18 protein-coding genes and 1 pseudogene are annotated in these 20,469 nt (G+C 67.1%); 11 read left to right on the forward strand and 8 right to left on the reverse strand.

Translation table 11 applies throughout. From position 1 onward, the window contains the following. Both ABZW74_RS17090 and ABZW74_RS17095 read right to left on the reverse strand, forming a co-directional pair. Positions 1-696: pseudogene (locus ABZW74_RS17090) on the reverse strand (glycine cleavage system protein T); the annotation flags it as partial. 10 nt (positions 697-706) lie between these two features. Next, a complete protein-coding gene (locus ABZW74_RS17095) occupies positions 707-1,321 on the reverse strand; it encodes a CHAP domain-containing protein (RefSeq protein ID WP_240860513.1) in 615 nt (204 codons plus the stop codon). 121 nt (positions 1,322-1,442) lie between these two features. Here ABZW74_RS17095 and ABZW74_RS17100 point away from each other — a divergent pair, with 121 nt between their 5' ends. The 6 genes from ABZW74_RS17100 to ABZW74_RS17125 all read left to right on the forward strand — a co-directional run bounded on the left by ABZW74_RS17100 (position 1,443) and on the right by ABZW74_RS17125 (position 8,535). Beyond that, positions 1,443-2,972 carry a leucyl aminopeptidase gene (locus ABZW74_RS17100; RefSeq protein ID WP_355277805.1) on the forward strand — a complete coding sequence of 510 codons (1,530 nt, stop codon included), beginning with the start codon at positions 1,443-1,445 and terminating at the stop codon, positions 2,970-2,972. 301 nt (positions 2,973-3,273) lie between these two features. Continuing rightward, positions 3,274-5,088 (forward strand): 2-oxoglutarate dehydrogenase, E2 component, dihydrolipoamide succinyltransferase, encoded by a 1,815-nt coding sequence (gene sucB / locus ABZW74_RS17105; protein WP_355277807.1) that lies wholly within the window; start codon positions 3,274-3,276, stop codon positions 5,086-5,088. Further along, positions 5,089-5,973 carry a TIGR01777 family oxidoreductase gene (locus tag ABZW74_RS17110; protein WP_355277810.1) on the forward strand — a complete coding sequence of 295 codons (885 nt, stop codon included), beginning with the start codon at positions 5,089-5,091 and terminating at the stop codon, positions 5,971-5,973. It begins immediately after the preceding gene. Beyond that, on the forward strand, positions 5,966-6,709 hold the full coding sequence (gene lipB, locus ABZW74_RS17115; protein WP_355277813.1) for a lipoyl(octanoyl) transferase LipB: 744 nt from the start codon (positions 5,966-5,968) through the stop codon (positions 6,707-6,709). Before ABZW74_RS17110 ends, lipB begins: the two co-directional genes overlap by 8 nt. Then, entirely contained in the window at positions 6,706-7,725 is a 1,020-nt protein-coding gene (gene lipA / locus ABZW74_RS17120; protein ID WP_240860504.1) for a lipoyl synthase, read from the forward strand. The genes lipB and lipA overlap by 4 nt, the downstream gene beginning before the upstream one ends. Positions 7,726-7,791: 66 nt before the next feature. Further along, entirely contained in the window at positions 7,792-8,535 is a 744-nt protein-coding gene (locus ABZW74_RS17125; protein ID WP_240860501.1) for a DUF4191 domain-containing protein, read from the forward strand. Between the two features lie 672 nt (positions 8,536-9,207). Here the strand turns inward: ABZW74_RS17125 and ABZW74_RS17130 are convergent. Further along, positions 9,208-9,711, reverse strand: a complete 504-nt coding sequence (locus ABZW74_RS17130) for an RDD family protein (protein WP_240860499.1) — start codon at positions 9,709-9,711, stop codon at positions 9,208-9,210. 291 nt (positions 9,712-10,002) lie between these two features. Here ABZW74_RS17130 and glnA point away from each other — a divergent pair, with 291 nt between their 5' ends. Further along, positions 10,003-11,436 carry a type I glutamate--ammonia ligase gene (glnA, locus tag ABZW74_RS17135; protein ID WP_240860497.1) on the forward strand — a complete coding sequence of 478 codons (1,434 nt, stop codon included), beginning with the start codon at positions 10,003-10,005 and terminating at the stop codon, positions 11,434-11,436. A 426-nt stretch (positions 11,437-11,862) separates the two neighbouring features. On the opposite strand, the gene ABZW74_RS17140 is transcribed toward glnA, so the two are convergent. Then, the gene (locus tag ABZW74_RS17140) at positions 11,863-12,045 is read right to left on the reverse strand and encodes a hypothetical protein (RefSeq protein WP_355277818.1); all 183 of its coding nucleotides are present in this window, start codon (positions 12,043-12,045) and stop codon (positions 11,863-11,865) included. Positions 12,046-12,049: 4 nt separating this feature from the next. Here ABZW74_RS17140 and ABZW74_RS17145 point away from each other — a divergent pair, with 4 nt between their 5' ends. Further along, positions 12,050-12,496 (forward strand): DUF4189 domain-containing protein, encoded by a 447-nt coding sequence (locus tag ABZW74_RS17145; RefSeq protein ID WP_355277820.1) that lies wholly within the window; start codon positions 12,050-12,052, stop codon positions 12,494-12,496. A 112-nt stretch (positions 12,497-12,608) separates the two neighbouring features. Further along, positions 12,609-12,794, forward strand: a complete 186-nt coding sequence (locus ABZW74_RS17150; RefSeq protein WP_240860492.1) for a hypothetical protein — start codon at positions 12,609-12,611, stop codon at positions 12,792-12,794. Positions 12,795-12,854: 60 nt separating this feature from the next. Here ABZW74_RS17150 and ABZW74_RS17155 read toward each other — a convergent pair whose 3' ends face one another. Next, the gene (locus tag ABZW74_RS17155; RefSeq protein WP_355277822.1) at positions 12,855-14,390 is read right to left on the reverse strand and encodes an MFS transporter; all 1,536 of its coding nucleotides are present in this window, start codon (positions 14,388-14,390) and stop codon (positions 12,855-12,857) included. A gap of 99 nt (positions 14,391-14,489) precedes the next feature. Between ABZW74_RS17155 and ABZW74_RS17160 the strand changes: the two genes are divergently transcribed. Further along, positions 14,490-15,260 carry a TetR/AcrR family transcriptional regulator gene (locus ABZW74_RS17160; protein ID WP_355277824.1) on the forward strand — a complete coding sequence of 257 codons (771 nt, stop codon included), beginning with the start codon at positions 14,490-14,492 and terminating at the stop codon, positions 15,258-15,260. A 65-nt stretch (positions 15,261-15,325) separates the two neighbouring features. Then, on the forward strand, positions 15,326-15,733 hold the full coding sequence (locus ABZW74_RS17165) for a hypothetical protein (RefSeq protein WP_355277826.1): 408 nt from the start codon (positions 15,326-15,328) through the stop codon (positions 15,731-15,733). A 67-nt stretch (positions 15,734-15,800) separates the two neighbouring features. Here ABZW74_RS17165 and ABZW74_RS17170 read toward each other — a convergent pair whose 3' ends face one another. The 3 genes from ABZW74_RS17170 to ABZW74_RS17180 are packed head-to-tail and all read right to left on the reverse strand — an operon-like array spanning position 15,801 to position 20,463. Beyond that, entirely contained in the window at positions 15,801-16,466 is a 666-nt protein-coding gene (locus ABZW74_RS17170; protein ID WP_240860486.1) for a biliverdin-producing heme oxygenase, read from the reverse strand. Beyond that, a complete protein-coding gene (locus tag ABZW74_RS17175; RefSeq protein WP_355277829.1) occupies positions 16,463-17,407 on the reverse strand; it encodes an endonuclease/exonuclease/phosphatase family protein in 945 nt (314 codons plus the stop codon). Before ABZW74_RS17175 ends, ABZW74_RS17170 begins: the two co-directional genes overlap by 4 nt. Beyond that, positions 17,407-20,463 (reverse strand): bifunctional [glutamine synthetase] adenylyltransferase/[glutamine synthetase]-adenylyl-L-tyrosine phosphorylase, encoded by a 3,057-nt coding sequence (locus ABZW74_RS17180; RefSeq protein ID WP_355277832.1) that lies wholly within the window; start codon positions 20,461-20,463, stop codon positions 17,407-17,409. The genes ABZW74_RS17175 and ABZW74_RS17180 overlap by 1 nt, the downstream gene beginning before the upstream one ends. Between the last annotated feature and the right edge of the window lie 6 nt (positions 20,464-20,469).

Consider the following 20,469-nt stretch of genomic DNA (forward strand, 5'->3'; position numbering starts at 1 on the left):
GTCACGCGCGCCCAGGCCCGCAGCCTGGCCGCCGAGGGCGCGGACGCCGTCGAGCAGGGTGTCGAACACCGGTCCGGCGTCGTCCCAGCGCGGGAGGATCTCGTAACCGCGTTCACCGGTGTACCCGGTGCGGCAGACGCGCACGGGAAACCTGCCGTCGCCGGTGTTGAGGTCGGCGTCGACAAACGCCATGTACTCCATGTCGGCGGGCAGACCCAGTCCCGCCAGCAGTTCCGGGCTGCGCGGGCCCTGCACCGCGAACACGGCAAACTCACGGTGGCGGTCGGTGATCTCCACACCCTGCGGCGCGGCCACCCGGAGCAGTTCGACGACGGACGCCGTGTTGGCGGCATTGGGGATCAAGAACACCTCGTCGCCCGATACGAGGTAAGCGATCAGATCATCGACGACGCCGCCGGACTCGTTGCAGCACAGCGTGTATTGGGCTTTACCCGGGCCGATCTTGGCCAGGTCGTTGGTCAGCGCCGAGTTCACGAAGTCGGCAGCGCCCGGTCCGGAGACCAGCGCCTTGCCGAGATGGCTGACGTCGAAGACGCCGATCTTCTCCCGCACCGCGTTGTGTTCGGCGACCGTGCCGGCGTACGACACCGGCATGTTCCAACCACCGAACTCGGCGAAGGTGGCACCGAGCGCGACGTGACGATCGGCGATGGGACCGGCAAGCAGTTGACTCATGGTGCTCAACTTAACGCCCCGGGACGCCGTAACCCCGAATACCCGGATCACTCCTGAGTTGGTACGAGCGCAGCGTGACACCGCCGCTCTCGTTGCCGCCGACCGTGGTGATCTCGTCGCCGTCGACGCGAACCACGATGTTGGTGTGCTGCCCCATCGGGCTCGGCTTGTCGTAGAGCACGATGTCGCCGGGAGTCGGGCGGTGTCCGGGCGGGCGCAGACGACCGGTGTCGGACAGATGGGCGGTGAGCGTCAGGACACCTGGGATGCGCCACGACCCCGAGTTCGGATTACTCAGCGGCACACCGGCTTCGCGCATCGTCCAACTCACGAAGTCGGCGCACCATGGCTCTCGCACACCGTCGGAGTACGTGGTGCCCGCCGGATTGCGGCGGTACTGTTCGCCGACCACGGTGACGATGCGCGCCCGGACGGGTGAGAGCGTCGGATCGATGGCCGGGAAGTCGGGACGCGCCCCCGGCAGGATCGACGACAGACCCGGCAGCCGGTCGGCAACTGTGCTGACCGTGATCACACCGACGGCGGCGACGACCGACAGGGTGGCGACAATCACGGCGACGGTCGACCGGCGCCGCCTGCTGGCGCGTTCTCGTGTCGCCGTCATGTGTCCCCCGCTTTCTGTGCCCGGCCGTGAAACGTCCACCTTAGTGATCGCCCGACGACAACCGGTCCCGCCACATTGCGGTGTCGTCCACGCGTCCGACCCCTGTGGCAGAGTTGAGCGGGTGAGCAAGAACGACACTGTCGACCGCACCCGCGGCCCCGAACTGGACCTGTCCACCTCGATCGCCAAGGACGACACCGCACTCGTCATCGGCCTGATCAGCGCGCCGTCTTCCGAGGACGACGCCGAACCCACGCTGGTCATCGCCGAAGAACTGCTCGACGATGCACAGGCCGGCGAGATCTCCGCCGCGCTGACGGCCCTGGGCGCCACGGGTTCACACGGCGAGGTCACCAAGATCGCCGCACCGGCATCGCTGCCGGTCGACATCGTGGTCGCGGTCGGCCTCGGCGACACCGCCGACGCAGAGTCCGCCGACAAGATCCGCCAGGCGGCGGGTGTCGCGGTCCGGTCACTCGAAGGGGTCGCTTCGGCCGCCACGACGCTGTCGACGGTGAACCTGCCTGCCGCCGCCGAGGGCCTCTTCCTGGGCGCCTATCGGTTCGACGAATTCCGGTCGGACAAGACGAAACCCAAGAAGTCCCTGCCGGGACAGATCACGCTGATCGTCGACGCCAAGACGAAAGAAGCCAAGACAGAACTCGATCGGGCGGCAACGATCGCCGACTGCGTCGCCATCGCCCGCGACTTCGTCAACACCCCACCGAGCCACCTCTATCCCGAAGAGTTCGCCGCTCGGGCCCGGACGTTGGGCGCCAAGGCCGGTCTCACCGTCGAGATCCTCGACGACACCGAACTCGACGCACAGGGTTACGGCGGGATCATCGGCGTCGGCAAGGGTTCCTCGCGCCTGCCTCGTCTCGTGCGATTGACGCATGCCGGAAAGAAGTCGGCCAAGAAGGTGGCGCTCGTCGGCAAGGGCATCACCTTCGACACCGGCGGCATCTCGATCAAGCCGGCCGCGAACATGGATCAGATGACCTCCGACATGGGCGGAGCGGCCGCGGTCATCGCCGCGACGATCCTCGCCGCCCGACTCGACCTCGACGTGTCCGTCACGGCGACCGTGCCGATGGCCGAGAACATGCCGTCGGGCACTGCCCAACGGCCGGGCGACGTGCTGACCCAATACGGCGGGCGGACGGTCGAGGTGCTCAACACCGACGCCGAGGGACGTCTCGTCCTGGCCGACGCGATCGTGCGCGCCTGTGAGGACGACCCCGACTATCTGATCGACACCGCAACCCTGACCGGCGCGCAAATGGTCGCGCTGGGGACACGCACGCCGGGTGTCATGGGCACCGAGGAGTTCCGCGACCGGGTGGCGGCGCGTTCGGCCGACGTCGGCGAGAACGCGTGGGCGATGCCGCTGCCCGCCGAGCTTCGCGGCGACCTCAAATCCCGCGTCGCCGATCTGGCCAACGTCACCCCGCACCGATGGGGCGGGATGCTCGCCGCCGGACTGTTCCTCAAGGAGTTCGTGCCCGAGAACGTGGCGTGGGCGCACATCGACATCGCCGGCCCCGCATTCAACACCGGCGGCCCCTGGGGCTACACGCCGAAAGGTGGGACCGGCGTGCCGGTCCGGACCATCGCGGCCGTCCTCGAGGACATCAGCAGCAACGGCTGACCTGCGACTGCACCCGCCCGCCGGCCGCACCCGAATCCGCCGGCGCCGGGAGCGAAGCGAGCGGGCCGAGTTCCACCGGCGCCGGGAGCGAAGCGAGCGGGCCGAGTTCCATCGGTGTCTCGCCGGGACCGTCACGCCGCGAATGGGATTACGAGCCGAACCGAGTCAGGGCGGGCCGCGACGGGTAGGGTTAGCCGAGGGTGAGCGCTGACCCGCCACCAGCCCCGTGTCCCGACGGCGCACACACCGTCGGCCACCACAACAGCACAGACAACCGTGTCGAGTTCAGGAGTCAACAACGATGGCCTTCTCCGTCCAGATGCCCGCCCTCGGTGAAAGCGTCACTGAGGGAACAGTGACCCGGTGGCTGAAGGAGGAGGGCGACACCGTCGAGGCGGATGAGCCGTTGCTCGAGGTGTCCACGGACAAGGTGGACACCGAGATCCCGGCCCCGACGTCGGGCGTGCTGACCAAGATCATCGCCGCCGAGGACGACGTCGTGGAGGTCGGCGGAGAGCTCGCGCTGATCGGCGATGGCGATGAGGCAGGCGACTCCGGTGACGACTCGTCGGCAGAGGCCGAATCCGAGCCGGAACCAGAGCCCGAGGACGCATCCGACGAAGAACCGGCCGAGAAGTCCGCCGAGGCACCGTCCACCAACACCGACGAGCCTGCTCCCAAACCGAAGGCCGACACCGGTTCGAGTTCGGGCGAGGGCACCGACGTGCTGATGCCCGAACTCGGCGAGTCGGTCACCGAGGGCACCGTCACCAACTGGCTCAAGTCGGTAGGCGACGAGGTCGCCGCCGACGAACCGCTGCTCGAGGTGTCCACCGACAAGGTCGACACCGAGATCCCGTCCCCGGTCGCCGGCACGCTGCTCGAGATCGTCGCCGAAGAGGACGACGTCGTCGAGGTCGGCGGCAAGCTCGCGGTCATCGGCGACGCGTCGGCGGCCAAGTCCGAGCCGGAACCGGAGCCCGAGCCGGAAGGGGCCGAGGCCGAACCTGAGCCGGAACCCGAACCAGAACCAGAGCCAGAACCCGAGCCTGAGCCCGAACCGGCGAAGGCCGAGAAGGCCGAGAGCGCAAGCACTTCCGAGGATCCGCCGACCGTCGAATCGACCCCGTACGTGACACCGCTGGTGCGCAAGCTGGCCGCGGAGAACGACATCGATCTCGACTCGGTCAAGGGCACCGGGGTGGGCGGTCGAATCCGTAAGCAGGACGTCCTCGCCGCCGCCGAGGCCAAGAAGGCTCCCGAACCCGAGCCTGCTCCGTCGGCACCGGCTCCCGCCGCGTCGGCTCCCTCTGCGTCGGCTCCGAGCGCCCCCGCGGCATCGGGCGGCACGTCGTCGGCACCGGAGATCAAGCCGGAGCTGGCCGCCCTGCGTGGGACCACCCAGAAGATCAACCGCATCCGGCAGATCACCGCGAAGAAGACGCGCGAGTCGCTACAGACCAGTGCGCAGCTCACCCAGGTGTTCGAGGTCGACATGACCAAGATCGTCGGACTGCGCAAGGCGGCCAAGGAATCCTTCAAGGCTTCCGAGGGTGTGAACCTGACGTTCCTGCCGTTCATCGCCAAGGCCGTGGTCGAGGCACTGAAGGCGCACCCCAACGTCAACGCGTCGATCGACGAGGACAAGAAGGAGATCACCTACTACGACAAGGTGCATCTCGGCATCGCCGTCGACACCGAGCAGGGGCTGCTCTCACCGGTCATCCACAACGCCGACGACCTGTCGATCGCCGGCTTGGCGCGTGCGATCGCCGACATCGCGGCCCGTGCACGCAAGGGTGCAGGCGGACTCAAGCCCGACGAGCTGGCGGGTGGCACGTTCACCATCACCAACATCGGCAGCCAGGGTGCGTTGTTCGACACCCCGATCCTGGTACCGCCGCAGGCGGCGATGCTCGGCACTGGTGCCATCGTCAAGCGTCCGGTCGTGATCACCGGCGACGACGGTTCGGAGTCGATCGCGGTGCGGTCGATGTCGTTCCTGCCGCTCACCTACGACCACCGACTCATCGACGGCGCCGATGCCGGTCGTTTCCTCACCACTGTGAAGAAGCGCCTGGAGGGTGCGGCCTTCGCCGCCGACCTCGGGCTGTAGATGCGAGTAGCCGTAGCCGGCTCACAAGGGCTGATCGGTTCGGCCCTGGTCACCTCGTTGCGCGCGGCGGGCCACACGGTTGTCCGTCTGGTCCGCCGCGAAGCGCTGTCCGACGACGAGTTCAGCTGGGAACCAGAGACTTTCGGGGTACCGGAGGAGAGCCTGGCCGGTGTCGACGCGGTCGTCAGCCTCGGTGGCGTGGGTATCGGCAACCAGCGCTGGACCGGACGGTTCAAACAGGAACTGCGTGACTCCCGGATCACGCCGACCGAAGTCCTTGCCGAAGCCGTCCGCGACGCCGGTGTCCCCACCTTTGTCAGCGCCAGCGCCACCGGCTTCTACGGCGACACCGGCAGCCACGAGGCGACCGAAACCGATTCGGCCGGAGAAGGATTCCTCGCCGATCTGGTGACCGACTGGGAACGCGCGGCGACCGAGAACGCGGGACCCGACACCCGAGTCGTGCTCCTACGGACCGCGCCGGTGCTCAGCCCGAAGGGCGGCATGCTCGCGAAGCTGCGTCCGATCTTCAAGCTGGGATTGGGCGGTCCGATCGGCGACGGCAAGCAGTACTTCTCGTGGATCAGCCTGGTCGACGAGCTCCGGGCGATCGAGTTCGTGCTCGATTCCTCGATCAGCGGTCCGGTGAACCTGAGCGCTCCCGAGCCGGTGCCGTTCGGCACTTTCGTCTCCGCCCTGGGGCACGCTGTGCACCGGCCCGCGATCCTGCCGGTGCCCGGTTTCCTGGCCCGCGTCGCCGGTGGTGAGATGGCCGAGGAAATGATTCTGATCAGTCAGCGCGTTGTACCGGCTGTGCTCACCGACAACGACTTCACCTTCGACCACCCCGACATCGACACGGCACTGGAGTACACCCGTGCCTGACCGCGTGACCACCAGCGCGGTGACCGGGAGCCGACGGTCGGTGCGCGCCGACGCCGCACCCATCGAGGTCCGGTATCTCGGCACGGTCGACTACCGCGACACCTACGAGCTCCAGCATCGCCTCGCCGACGAGCGCGCGAGCGGTGCGCTCGATCACGATGTCCTGCTGCTGCTCGAGCATCCGTCGACCTACACCGCGGGCAAACGCACCGAGGAGGCCGACCGTCCCTCCGACGGTTCACTCGTGATCGACGTCGACCGCGGTGGTCGGATCACCTGGCATGGTCCCGGACAGCTGGTGGGCTACCCCATCGTCAAGCTCGGCGAACCGCTCGACGTCGTCGACTACGTCCGACGCCTCGAGGCCGCGTTGATCGCGGTATGCGCGACGCTGGGTGTGAGCACCGGCCGCGTCGACGGCAGGTCCGGGGTGTGGGTGCCGGCGCAACCCGCACGCAAACTCGGGCAGATCGGCATCCGGGTGGCCAAAGGCGTTGCGCTGCATGGCTTTGCACTCAACGTCAACCCCGACATGAGCGCCTTCGAGGCGATCGTCCCGTGCGGAATCGCCGATGCCGACGTCACGTCGCTGAGTCTGGAGACCGGACGGACGGTCGCGGTCGCCGACGTGCTCGACGTCGTCGCCGAGGCGGTGAGCGCCGCCCTCGACGGCACGCTCCCCGAGAACTCCGCACCCGATGCGGTGACCCACACGAGCGTAGGATCGGCACGGTGACCGCGTCCCCCACAGCCCCTGACGGCCGCAAGCTCCTGCGCCTCGAGGTCCGCAACGCGCAGACGCCCATCGAACGCAAACCCGAGTGGATTCGCACCCGCGCGACGATGGGACCGGAGTTCACCGAACTCAAGGGCCTGGTCAAACGCGAAGGCCTGCACACCGTGTGCGAGGAAGCCGGCTGCCCCAACATCTACGAATGCTGGGAAGACCGCGAGGCCACCTTCCTCATCGGCGGCGAACAGTGCACTCGACGCTGCGACTTCTGCCAGATCGACACCGGAAAGCCGGCACCGCTCGATCGTGACGAACCGCGCCGCGTCGCGGAGAGCGTGCAGGCCATGGGACTGCGCTATTCGACGATCACCGGCGTCGCCCGCGACGACCTCCCCGACGAGGGCGCCTGGCTCTACGCCGAGACCGTGCGCGCGATCCATCGGCTGAACCCCGGCACCGGTGTGGAGAACCTGATCCCCGACTTCCACGCCAAGCCCGACCTGCTCGACGAGGTCTTCGACGCCCGCCCCGAGGTGCTCGCGCACAACCTCGAAACCGTGCCGCGTATCTTCAAGCGCATCCGGCCGGCGTTCCGCTACGAGCGTTCGCTGGAGGTCATCACCGCCGCCCGCGACTTCGGCCTCGTGACCAAGTCCAACCTGATCCTGGGCATGGGCGAGACGCCGCGTGAGGTGCAGTCGGCCATCATCGACCTGCACGAGGCGGGCTGCGACATCCTCACCATCACCCAGTACCTGCGGCCGTCGGCGCGTCACCATCCGGTGGAACGTTGGGTGAAGCCGGAGGAGTTCGTCGATCACTCCGAGTTCGCGACCGAGATCGGGTTCGCCGGCGTGATGGCCGGTCCGCTGGTTCGCTCGTCGTATCGCGCGGGCCGCCTCTACGCACAGGCCATGGCCCGCCACGGACGGCCCCTCGCACCGGCGATGGCACATCTCGCCGAGGAGGGTTCGGCCAGCCAAGAGGCCTCGAGCCTGATGGCGCGGCTGGCTCGCTGACCTCAGCCGGCGGGAAGGTCCAACCTGTGTCCGACCGGGGTGGCGGCCGGACGTAAGCTGGAGTGCATGGCAAAGGCGCAGTCCAAGGACAAAGAGGCAAAGGCCGCGGCCAAACAGGCCCGCAAGAAGGCATCGAAGGAACGGCGCCAGCAGCTGTGGCAGGCGTTCCAGATGCAGCGCAAGGAGGACAAGCGCCTTCTGCCGTACATGATCGGTCTGTTCGTGCTGATCGTCGCAGTGTTCGTGGCGCTGGGCTTCGTCTTCGGGACCGTATGGCTGTTCGTGCCGCTGGGCGTGGTGCTCGGTCTGCTGGCCGCGTTCATCCTGTTCGGCCGCCGAGTGCAGCGCAGCGTCTACTCCAAGGCCGAGGGCCAGCCCGGTGCCGCGGGGTGGGCGTTGGGCAACATGCGCGGTCAGTGGCGTGTTCAGCAGGCGGTCTCCGGGACCTCCCACCTCGACGCCGTGCACCGCGTCATCGGCAAGCCGGGCGTGATCCTCGTCGCCGAGGGCTCCCCCGCCCGCGTCAAGTCCCTTCTCGCGCAGGAGAAGAAGAAGGCTGCGCGCGTGGTCGGCGACACCCCGATCTACGAGATCGTCGTCGGCAACGACGACGGGCAGGTGCCGCTCTCCAAGCTCGAACGCCACATCAACAAGCTGCCCAAGAACATCGACGGCAAGCGGATGGACACCCTCGAGGGACGACTGTCTGCTCTCGGCTCCAAGGCACCCGGCCCCGGCATGCCGAAGGGCCCGCTCCCGGCGAATGCGAAGATGCGCAGCATGCAGCGCACCGCGCGTCGCCGGAGCTGACCGCCTCCCGCGCCTGGTCTGATCGAGCAGGCCAACCTGACGAGTCGGCGACCAACTCGCGTGGAGGCGGGAAGGGTTGGCGGTTGGGCCGGTGGCCAGGATCGGGCCCCTGACGGTGGTCCTCCGGGTATATCCCGGAAGCGGACGCTGACGGGCCCGATCTCAGTCACCGATCGCCGGTCGCCGCGTTCCTCCGACGGCGACGCCAGGAACATGCGCCCACAAAAAGTCGGGGAAGAAACTTCGTCCCCGACCCTTGGTGTCCTCCCCCAGAAATTTGTGGGGGACGACTGTGAACCTCGGGGAAGAAACTTCTTCCCCTAGATTTTTCGGGCAGGACGCCATCGTGTTTCCCCAGGTCGGAAGGCTGGTCACCCAAACTCTTCGAGTCAGCGACCCACCCGCCGACGTCGTCGGCGATCGTGAAGATGGGAAGAGCCGCGCCGTCTGAAGCGGTCCTCCTCAGGTGCCACCGATGCAAGGTTGCCCTCCCAGGCACGTCACGGCGACCGTTTCAGATGCCAACTCCAGCGGCGACCCGGTCAGGCCAAGGGATGATGCCGCCACCCGTCGGATGTCTGTACGCCCCAGCCCGACAGGTGCACTCTGCAGGGCTCCCACGCACAGATTTCCGCAGTTCAGGAGGACAATAGCTGTGCTCGTCGGATCAGATCAGCGAGTGCGCACCATCGCGGTGCCGGTGGCCCGGTCGTGCAGGGCGCGTCCGTTGTAGTCGTTGATGAGTGCGGGCACCAGGAACACGATGAGCAGCTGTCGAGCGACCGCCCGGATGATTCCGACCGCCGCTGGCTGCGCCTCGCCGGCCGCCTCCGCCGACGCGCGCTCCGGTCCGTGGTCGACACGGGCCACCCGCAGTCCGATCGCGAACTGGCCCGGGGTGAAACCGAAGAGCGTCACGGCGAGTACGCCGATCACGAACCACACGCCGAGGATCGCGGTGCCCATGTTGGGCGAGCCGAATCGCACGAACAGCAACGAGATGCCGCCGGCCAACAGCCAGTCCACGAGCAGTGCCGCCACGCGCGGCCAGCCGCTCGCCAATGACCCGGGACCCGTTTCGGGCAGCCCGAGATCTTGTCCGCGGTACTCGTTGTCGACACCGGCGGCGGGGCCGATCTGAGGTCCCGACAACCACGATCCGGTGGTCCGTCCCACTGCAATCTCCTTCGCCGACTGTTCACCGCCAACTGTTCACCATGGTAATCCCGCTCCGAAAGCGAGGTTCACGCCGGACGCGGGGATCGGAAGGCATAGGGTTGGACCGCACGACGGCTAGCGTTGTAGTGCGTCAAACAGACCGTCCACGTAACACAGGAGAAACACTCCCTTGACCCATGGGCAACGTCGCCTCCATACGGTTCAGGCTGAGATCCGCTGCTGTGTCTCGGTGGCGGATGAGGCGTGTCAGCACCACTGACCACCCGATCACGAAGGAGTCACCGCACGGTGTACAGCAGTAAAGAAGAACTACTCGAGGGCATCAAGAAGGAAGGTGTCGAGTACGTCGACATCCGTTTCTGCGATCTGCCCGGTGTCATGCAGCACTTCTCGATCCCGGCGTCGGCATTCAACGAGGACGTCTTCGAAGAAGGGCTCGCCTTCGACGGCTCGTCCGTCCGCGGCTTCCAGTCGATCGACGAGTCGGACATGATGCTGCTGCCCGACCCGGCAACCGCGCGGATCGATCCCTTCCGCAAGGCCAAGACGATGAACATCAGCTTCTTCGTCCACGACCCGTTCACCCGCGAGGCCTACAGCCGTGACCCGCGCAACGTGGCCCGCAAGGCCGAGGACTACCTCGCCTCCACCGGAATCGCCGACACCTGCTTCTTCGGCGCCGAGGCCGAGTTCTACATCTTCGACTCGGTGTCCTTCGGCTCCGAGATGAACGGCACCTTCTACGAGATCGAGTCGGAGTCGGGCTGGTGGAACACCGCGTCCCCGACCGACCCGGACGGCAGCCCGAACCTCGGCTACAAGGTCCGCCCCAAGGGCGGCTACTTCCCCGTCGCACCGTACGACCACTACGTGGATCTGCGTGACGAGATGTCGACCAACCTGCAGAACGCGGGCTTCATCCTCGAGCGTGGCCACCACGAAGTCGGCACCGGCGGCCAGGCGGAGATCAACTACAAGTTCAACACGCTGCTCCACGCAGCCGACGATGTGCTGCTGTTCAAGTACATCATCAAGAACACCGCCTTCCAGAACGGTAAGACCGTCACCTTCATGCCGAAGCCACTCTTCGGTGACAACGGCTCGGGTATGCACGCCCACCAGTCGCTGTGGAAGGACGGCAAGCCGCTGTTCCACGACGAGGCCGGCTACGCGGGTCTGTCGGATCTGGCGCGCTACTACATCGGCGGCATCTTGCACCACGCGCCGTCGCTGCTGGCGTTCACCAACCCGACGATCAACTCCTACAAGCGCCTGGTGCCCGGCTACGAGGCCCCGATCAACCTGGTCTACAGCCAGCGCAACCGGTCCGCCTGCGTGCGTATCCCGATCACCGGCAACAACCCGAAGGCCAAGCGCCTCGAGTTCCGTTGCCCGGACAGCTCGGGCAACCCGTACCTCGCGTTCGCGGCCATGATGATGGCCGGCCTCGACGGCATCAAGAACAAGATCGAGCCGCACGAGCCCGTCGACAAGGACCTCTACGAGCTCCCGCCGGAGGAGGCCAAGGGCATCCCGCAGGCCCCGACGTCGCTCGCCGCGGTCATCGACAAGCTCGAAGAGGACCACGAATACCTCACCGCCGGTGGCGTGTTCACCGAGGACCTCATCGAGACCTGGATCGCGCTGAAGCGTGAGAACGAGATCGAGCCGGTGCAGATCCGTCCGCACCCGTACGAGTTCGCTCTGTACTACGACGTCTGATCGTCTCCGACGAGGCGACGTCTGATCGTCTCCGACGAGGCGACGTCTGATCGTCTCCGACGAGGCGACGTCTGATCGTCTCTTCTGACAAGTCCACCCATCCGGTCCGCCGGGCGGGTGGACTTGTCATTTGCGGGGGGATTCGCCGGGGCCACTCGACATGTGCCCGAGAAACCCGACGTGGCACACTCACCCGGTGACCAACCCGTACGACCCACGCAATCCGCACGGCCGACAGCCCGGTGCACCCGGTGCCTACGACCCGACGGCGCAGTGGCCCGTGGGTGGTGTTCCGCCGAATCAGGGTCGCCCGGCCCAGCATCAGAACCCACAGCATCAGAAACCACAGCATCAAAACCCACAGCATCAAAACCCGCAGCATCAGAATCCGCCGCATCACACACAGCAGTTCCCGGGCGTAAACCCCTACGGTGCGTACGGCCCGCCGAACCAGCCACCGAGTGGACCTGGGTGGCCGCCCAGCGGACCGGCCTGGCCGGTCGCTCCCCAGAGTGGGCCGCCCAAGAAGAGCGGATCGACCGCGCTCATCGTCGGCGGGATCGCCATCGCCACCGTGGTCGTCATCGTCATCGCTGTGGTCGCGGGCATTCTGATGAATCGAAGCGACGACGACAACTCGACACATGCGGCCGCGGCGGTCTCGTCGTCGCGGGCCAGCATGACCACGTCGCCCGACACCACCACCACAACGACAACCACCACAACAACGACGACGACCACAACGACTCCGGTTCCCGTGAACTACTACGGCGCCATCGCGATCTCGCGCGACACCGGCCACTGGGGGTACGCCGTCGACGCCGCATCGCAACGTCAAGCGAACATCGCTGCGCTCAAGTACTGCGTCGTGTCGACCTGCGCGACCGTCGTCGAGTTCCGCAACGCATGCGGGGCACTCGCACAGTCACAGGAGAACTCGTACTGGGGCTGGGGCTGGGCGCCCACCCGACAGGGCGCGATCAGCACGGCCATCTCGTACGTCAAGGGCGGCTCGCCGAAGGTCCTCGTCTCGACATGCACACGCAACGTGCAGGGTTGACGGCGGATCCGACACCACCGCATGGGCGAAACGCACGTCACAACGTGATCTCGAACACGAAATGGACTTAATACCCTGCCGACTCACAACCAGGCGTTTTACCGTATTTGACATGACCCGCACGAGATACGTCGAAGACCTAGCCCCCGGCGACCGGATCAGCATCGATGGTGCCGACAGGGTCGTCCGCACGACCACCCGCCGCGACGACGATCAGTTCCTCGTCGAACTCGTAGCCGCCGCCGACGCCGCAACCGAGGTGCTCCTGCACCGCGGCTCCAAGGTCGAGGTCGTCTGACAGACGTCACCGAGCGCGCCGGCGGTCGTCACCAAGACAACCGCCGGCGCGCTCGTTGTGTCACTGGAACTCCGCCGCCCGGCTACGGTCGCCACCGACGGCGAGGTCGTCATCATTTTCCGGCACGCGGTCCCGCGATGAACGCAGACCCCAAAGCGCGACCATCGCAGTGAACGTGAGGACGGCGGCGCCGGCCCAAGCGGCGGCACTCAACCCGTCGACGAAGGCGCTGCGAGCCGCGTCGACGAGCGCATCGGCGCGCTCGATCGGGAGGCGTTGCGCGGTCGCGAGCGCACCGGCCAACGTCCCGGGCCCCCCATCCCCGAACCGACTGGCGATATCCATCCGGAACACCACATTGACGATGCTGCCGAGCACCGCGATGCCGAGTGCTCCGCCGAGTTCGCTGGTGGTCTCCAGCAATCCCGACGTGGCGCCGGCCCGCTCGGCGGGTGCAACGCCCACCACGTAGTCGGCGATCATCGACGTTGCCGCGACCACTCCGGCAGCCAGCAACGTGGCGCCGGCCAGTACCGGCAGCAGTGTGTCGGTGCCCGTCATGGCGGCGAGCACCACGAAACCGGACGCGCCGACGAGTAGTCCGGTGACGATCACGGCCGGACGACCGATCCGGTTGGCGACGACCGCTGCCAACGGGGCGGTCGCGCCCACCACCACCGTGGGTGCAAGGCTCCACAACGCCGCGCGCAACGGCGAATAGCCGAGCACCGACTGCAGATACTGGGTCATCAGGATCGAGTTCCCGAGCATCGCGAACATACACACGAGATTCACGGTCATCGATGTCGCAAACCGGCGCTCCCCCAACAGAACAACGTCGACGAGTGGATCCGCCAATCGTCGCTGCCGCCACACGAATACCGCGCCGACCGCGACGCCGACACCGAGCGTGATCAGCCGAGACGCCGACCATCCCTGCGCGGCAACCGATTTGATCGCATCGACCACCGGCAGGATTGCGGCCAGCGCCAGCAGAGCGCTCACCAGGTCGACTCGTCGGCCTGGTACGGCCGTGTGCCCGGGCAGCAACGCCGGCGCCACGACGAGAAGCAACGCCATGACGGGGATGTTGATGAGAAACACCGACCCCCACCAGAAGTGTTCGAGCAGCACGCCGCTGATGATCGGGCCGAGGGCGACACCACCGGCGAGGACCGCATTCCACGTGGCAATAGCCTTACGGCGCTCGTCAGGATCATCGAAGAGATGTCGGATCATCGCCAGCGTCGAGGGCATCAGGGTCGCCCCGGCGATCGCCAGCAGGGCCCGGGCGCCGATCAGCATCTCCGCGCTCGTCGCGAAGGCCGCCAGTGCCGAAGCGGCGCCGAATCCCGCGGCGCCGATCATCAGTAACTTTCGGTGGCCGATGCGGTCGGCCACCGAACCCATCGTAAGCAACAGACCGGCCAGCACGAATCCGTAGACGTCGAAGATCCAGAGCTGCTGGTCGGCCGTGGGGTCGAGGTCGGCCGCGATGTAGGGAACCGCGAAGAACAGCACCGAGACGTCCATCGACACGATGAGCATCGGAAGACACAGGGCGCTGAGACCCCACCAGGGAGAACGTGTGGTCATGACAAACTCCTCATCTGTGTACGTAGTAGACTGTTTATTGCATACGCAGATGCTAGAACCTATCTGTTTACACCGCAAGCAGTAAGTAGGATGTCGCCCATGAGCCCCCGACCGACCGATCCCACGCCGTCAGACGCACACCCCCCGCTACCTCGGTACCTGGCGGCGTTGTGGGGCCGAGCCGACGACACACCGCGCCGCGGGCCCAAACCAACCCTGTCCATCCGGGAGATCGGCCGCGCAGCCGTTGCGATCGCCGACGAACGCGGCTGGGAATCGGTGTCCATGAAGGCGATTGCCCAGTCGCTGGGTATGACCACCATGTCGCTCTACCGCTACGTCGAGAGCAAGGACGACATCATCGACGCGATGGTCGACGAGGCATACGGCCGCGCAGACCGGGCCGTTCTCGACGAGGCGACCTGGCAGGGCCGGATCACCGCGTGGGCGCATGCCGTGACCGAGCGGATGCGACAACGCCCCTGGCTCGCCGCGATCCCGCTCCCCCGACCACCCTTGGGCCCGAATGCCTTGTCCTGGACCGACACCGGCGTGCGGACATTCGACGGAACGGCACTGCGCGGCCAACAGAAGATGAACGCGCTGCTACTCGTCGACGGATTCGTCCGCCAGCACGTGCGGCAGTCCAGCCAGATGGGGATGCTGGGTACGATCCCCGACGGTCCGCCCTACGAGTCGATGCTCCTCACCCTGACAACCCCCAACACCCACCCGGGCATATCCGCCGCCCTCGCCGACATGCCGGACGGCGATATAACAAGCGACGAGGAGACCGACTTCTTCACCGAGCAGTTGGACTTCGGATTGTCGGTGATCGTCGACGGCCTCTCCGCGCTGCTCGACCACTGACACGACCCGGTCACGCAGTACGGAGATCAGCCACTGCGGTGTCGGCAAACCCCTACGATGAGTACATGATCCGACTCATCATCCGCACTGTCGTCTACCTCGTCTCGGCGGCGATAGGCCTACTCGTCGCGTCGGCCGTACTCGATGATTTCCACCTGCACGCCGGTGGCTTCCTGGTCGCAGTCGTCGTGTTCTCGGCCGCACAACTCATCCTCGGTCCGTTCATCTTCAAGGTCGTGCGCAACAACGCGGAGGCCTTCGTCGGCGGGGTCGGACTCGTCTCGACATTCGTCGCACTGCTGATCGCCTACTTCGTCGGCGACGGCCTCGACATCACCGGGGCGTCGACCTGGATCGCGGGCACCGTGATCGTGTGGCTGGTCACCGCGATCGCCACCATGCTCCTGCCGTTCCTGCTGGCGAAGGCCGGCGTCAAGCACGCCCGCGAGGAGAAGGAGCAGACCGCCGGCTGAGGGTGAAACCGAAAGCCCCCCTCCAGCGGAGGGGGCTCAGGCAGCGTAGTGGCGGGCGCGGGGAGACTCAGGCGGCGCGGTCGTGGTCGAGGTCGCCGAACATCGCCTGGTTGTGACCGAAGGCGGAGATCGCTTCCTCCACGAGGCGCTCGACGGCGGCGTCGTCGAGCGGCAACGCGTCGAGCCGGTCGCGGTAGGAGTCCTTGTAGCGCTTGAGTTTGTCGATGCCATCGAAGGCGTAGAACGACAGCGCTGTGTCGTCGAGGCCGTAGTGCTGACGCATGCGATGCGCGACGACCTGACCGCCGGACAGGTCGCCGAGGTAGCGGGTGTAGTGGTGGGCGACGTAGCGCGCCGCGTCGTCGCGCGTGGCCTCGATCGCCTCGACGTACCGGGCGACCGCCGGCAGTGGCGTGATGCCGGCCGGATCGATCCCGAGCGACACGAGATCGGCGTGCAGCCGTGGCAGCCGACGCAGCTTGTCGTCGAGCACCGCCGCCGCCACCGGGTCGTCGGACAAGTCGTCACCGACCTGTTCGAGGGCGCGGTAGACGAAGTACAGCTGCGCGGCAAGGCTGGTGTACTGGCCGGCGTCGAGGCGGCCGGACATCAGGTCGTCGACAAAGGTCGCGCTCTCGGCGCGCTCGTGTGCGACGGCGGTGGCCGCACGCAGCCGCGCCGAGATGGGCCGGCTGTCGGCAACAGGGGATGCGGTGTCCGGCGAAGTCGTCATGATGCCACCAGTGATACCACCACGGCACGATGATCGGAACCCGGGATGTCGTAGGTGTTCACACTCGCCGCAGCAAAACCGCGCGTGACCACATGATCGAGGGTGATCCACGGGTGCACTCCGCGATTGGCCGGGAACGTCGGTAGGAAGCCGCCACCGACCTGTTCCACGGAATCGGCGTAGCCCTCGGTGAGCAGGTCACGGAACCGCGGGCTGTCCCACGTCGAGTTGAAATCGCCGGCCGCGACCACCCGCTCGTCGGGCAGGGCCCGCAAATAGGCCCCGATCGTCGAGAGGTCACGCTGCCAACTGTCGATCTGACCGCCGAGCGGAGCCCTCGGGTGGATTGCCAGCACCCGCGCACCGGGAGCACCGGGAAGGTCGGTCCGCGCGCTGAGGTTTCGGTCGGCGGTGTTCGGAACCGGCGCGGGATCGACGAGCGGCCGCTTGCTGAACAGCGCGGTTCCGCCCGACTGCGGCACCGGAATCGCGAACTCGTGCGGCAGTTCCCGCGCGATCGAACTCGTGCGAATCCGCGCGAGCGCCTCCGGCGTCACCTCCTGCATCGACAACAGATCGGCGTCGGACCGCTCCACCAGATCGGCCAGCGTGTCGAGATCCGCCTGTCCCAGACGCAGATTCGCGGTCACCACGGTGAACCGTTCGCCCGGCGGCGGATTCTCCCCGATCCACAGGGGCAACTGGGTCCAGACCAGGGCGACCGTCGCGATCACCGCGAACCCGAGCATGAACCAGCGCCGCAGCAGTACGAAGATGAGTAGTGCACCGGCCGCCGGCACCACCGCCAACGGCACGCGGCTGGTCATCCGGATGGTGAACCCGCTGCGCACCGGGTAGTAGTGCAACCAGACCGCGACGCAGACCACGGCGAGCAACACCCAGCCGACCACCAGCAGGGCCGCGGCGATGTACTTGCGCATCAAGCCCCGAAAACCTTGAGCACCACGGCCTTTGCGCGGCGGGTGACGCGTAGGTAGTTCTCCAGGAACTCTGCGGCCTGGTCTTGCGGCCACCCGGCCGCATACGCGATCTGCCGCAACGCTCGCCCCGGTCCCGGCAATTGGTCGACGGGTTTGCCCCGCACCAGGACCAGCGCGTTACGTGCCTTGGTCGCGGTGATCCACGCGTTCTTCAGCAGCGCGACGTCGGTCTCGGCCAGCAGTTCTGCACCGCCGATCGCGTCCAGCGACTGCAACGTCGAGGTGTTGTGCAGCGTGCGGTAGCGGTGCGCATACCGCAGTTGCAGGAGTTGGACGGTCCACTCGATGTCAGCGAGGCCGCCGCGACCGAGTTTGGTGTGCGTCGCCGGGTCGGCACCGCGCGGCAGCCGCTCGGCGTCGACGCGCGCCTTGATGCGGCGAATCTCCTTGACCGCCGCGCTCGACACCCCGCCGGCGGGATAGCGAATGCGATCGGCCATGTGCAGGAAGTCGACGCCGAGATCGTCGTCGCCGGCCACCTGATGCGCACGCAGCAGCGCCTGGATCTCCCATGGCTGCGCCCACTGGTCGTAGTAGGCCGCATACGCCGCCAGGGTGCGAACGACCGGACCGTTGCGACCTTCCGGCCGCAGTCCGGTGTCGACCTCGAGCGGCGGGTCGTCGCTGGGCGAACCCAGCATCGTCCGGACGTGCTCGGCGATCGTCTGCGACCATCGCACGGCCGCGGCTTCGTCGGCACCGGGGTTGGGCTGGCAGACGAACAGGACGTCGGCGTCCGATCCGTAGCCCAGTTCGCCACCACCGAGGCGGCCCATCCCGATGACTGCGATCCGGGCCGGTGCGGGTTCCCCGCGTTGCTTCTCGGAGTCGTTGATGACCACCGTGAGTGCCGCGTTGAGCACGGCCGCCCACACACTCGACAACGCGGCACACACGGCCGGGACATCCATCAGACCCAGCACGTCCGCCGACGCGACCCGCACCAACTCGGCCCGCCGGTGCGAACGTGCCGCCGCCACAGAACGTTTCAGGTCGGGCTGACGCACCGTCGAGGCGATGAGTCCCTTGGCCACGTCCTGTGGCCGAACCTCGCACAGCTTGGGTCCGTCGGGTCCGTCCGAGTACAGGTGGATCACCTCGGGCGAACGCATCAGCATGTTCGCGATGAACTCCGATGTCCCGAGCACCTTCATCAGCCGCTGGGCCACCACCCCGTCGTCGCGCAGGAGACGGAGAAACCAGTCGGCATCGTCCATGACGTCGCACAGTCGCCGGTAATTGAGCAGACCGGCGTCGGGATCGGGTGTCCGGCTGATTGTTTCGAGCAGCTGCGGCAGGATCAGGAGCTGGATCTGACCGCGGCGGCCGGGCGCGTTGGACAGGGCCCGGATGTGACTCATCGCGCGGTCGGGCTTCGCGTAGCCCAAGGCCGCGAGGCGCCGCTCGGCCGACGCGTCCGACAGTGTCAGTTCCTCGGTCTTGAACTGGGTGACGGCTTCCAACAGCGGTCGGTAGAACAGCTTTTCGTGGAGTCGGCGCACCCGGAGACTCTGATGCCGGATCTGCTCGCGCAGCACGCCGGTCGCGTCGAGGTCACCTTCGCGTCGAATGTGGGCGGCGCGCGCGAGCCAGCGCATGTTCTCGTCGTCGTCGAACTCCGGCAGGAGGTGGGTGCGCGACATCTTCTGCAACTGCAGCCGATGCTCGAGCAGCCGTAAGAATTGGTACGACGCACTGAGATTCGCGCCGTCGTCGCGCCCGACATAACCACCCGAGGTGAGCGCGGCGAGCGCGTCGACGGTCGCCATCACCCGCAGGTCCTCGTCGACTCGTCCGTGCACCATCTGCAGCAGCTGGACCGCGAATTCGACGTCGCGAAGGCTGCCGCTGCCCAGCTTGAGGTTGCGGGCGCGCAGATCCTCCGGGACGAGGGACTCGACGCGCCGCCGCATCGCCTGCACCTCGGGCACGAAGTCCTCTCGGTCGGCCGCCCGCCACACCATCGGTTTGACCGCGGCGATGTAGTCGTTGGCGAGTTCCATGTCGCCGGTCATCGCGCGGGACTTCAACAGCGCCTGGAATTCCCAGGTCTTGGCCCACCGGTTGTAGTAGGCGACGTGGGAGTCGAGGGTCCTGGTGAGGGCACCGGCCTTGCCCTCCGGTCGAAGTGCAGCGTCGACCTCGAAGAAGGCCAGCGAGCCGACGCGCATCATCTCGCCCGCGATCCGGGCGGCCGTGCCGTCGGCGGGGTCACTGACGAAGATGACGTCCACGTCGCTGACGTAGTTCAGTTCACGCGCACCGCATTTGCCCATGGCGATCACGGCCAGCCGCACGCCGATCGGCTTGTCGCCGTACACCTCGCGGTAGGCCACCGCCAGTGCGGCGGTCAGCGCCGCGTCGGCCAGATCGGCCAGGTAGGCGCCCACTTCGGGGAACCACATCACCGGCAGATCCTCGACGGTGGACGCCACGTCGTGCGCCGCGAGTTGCATCACGAGATTGCGATAGGCGAGCCGCAACGCGACCACCGACTTCGGCCCGGCGAACCCCGCCCGGTAGACCCGGTTGCCCTTCTCGATCTCCCCGGGCTCGGGTGTCGCGTCAACCGCAGCGAGCATCAGGCGGTCCACCTCGGCCCGGTCCGGCAGTTCGTCGGCGAGTAGGAGGTGCCAGCTGTCGGGTTCGGCGACCAGATGATCGGCGAGCGCGTCCGACGACCCGATCAGCGCGAACAGGCGACCACGGAAACCCTTGTTGCTGCGGATCGCCTCGTCGAGCGCCGGCCACTCGTCGCCGACAGTCGCCCGCAGGCGGGTCAGCGTCCTCAAAGCGAGGTCGGCGTCGGGTGCGCGCGACAGCGACCACAGAACATCTACCGAAGCACTGTCGTTCCAACCCAATCCGGCCAGGTCGTCGGCGGCGCCCTTGTCCAGCAGACCGAGACGACCGGAGCTGGGCAACGCACTCCGTCCGGGCGGTCGTGTCCCGGGAACGCTCGAACCCGAGGGGTTCGCGCCAGAACGGTAAGTCACACCACA

Origin of the sequence: Gordonia sp. NPDC003585, assembly GCF_040610755.1 — a bacterium.
Classification (GTDB): Bacteria; Actinomycetota; Actinomycetes; order Mycobacteriales; family Mycobacteriaceae; genus Gordonia.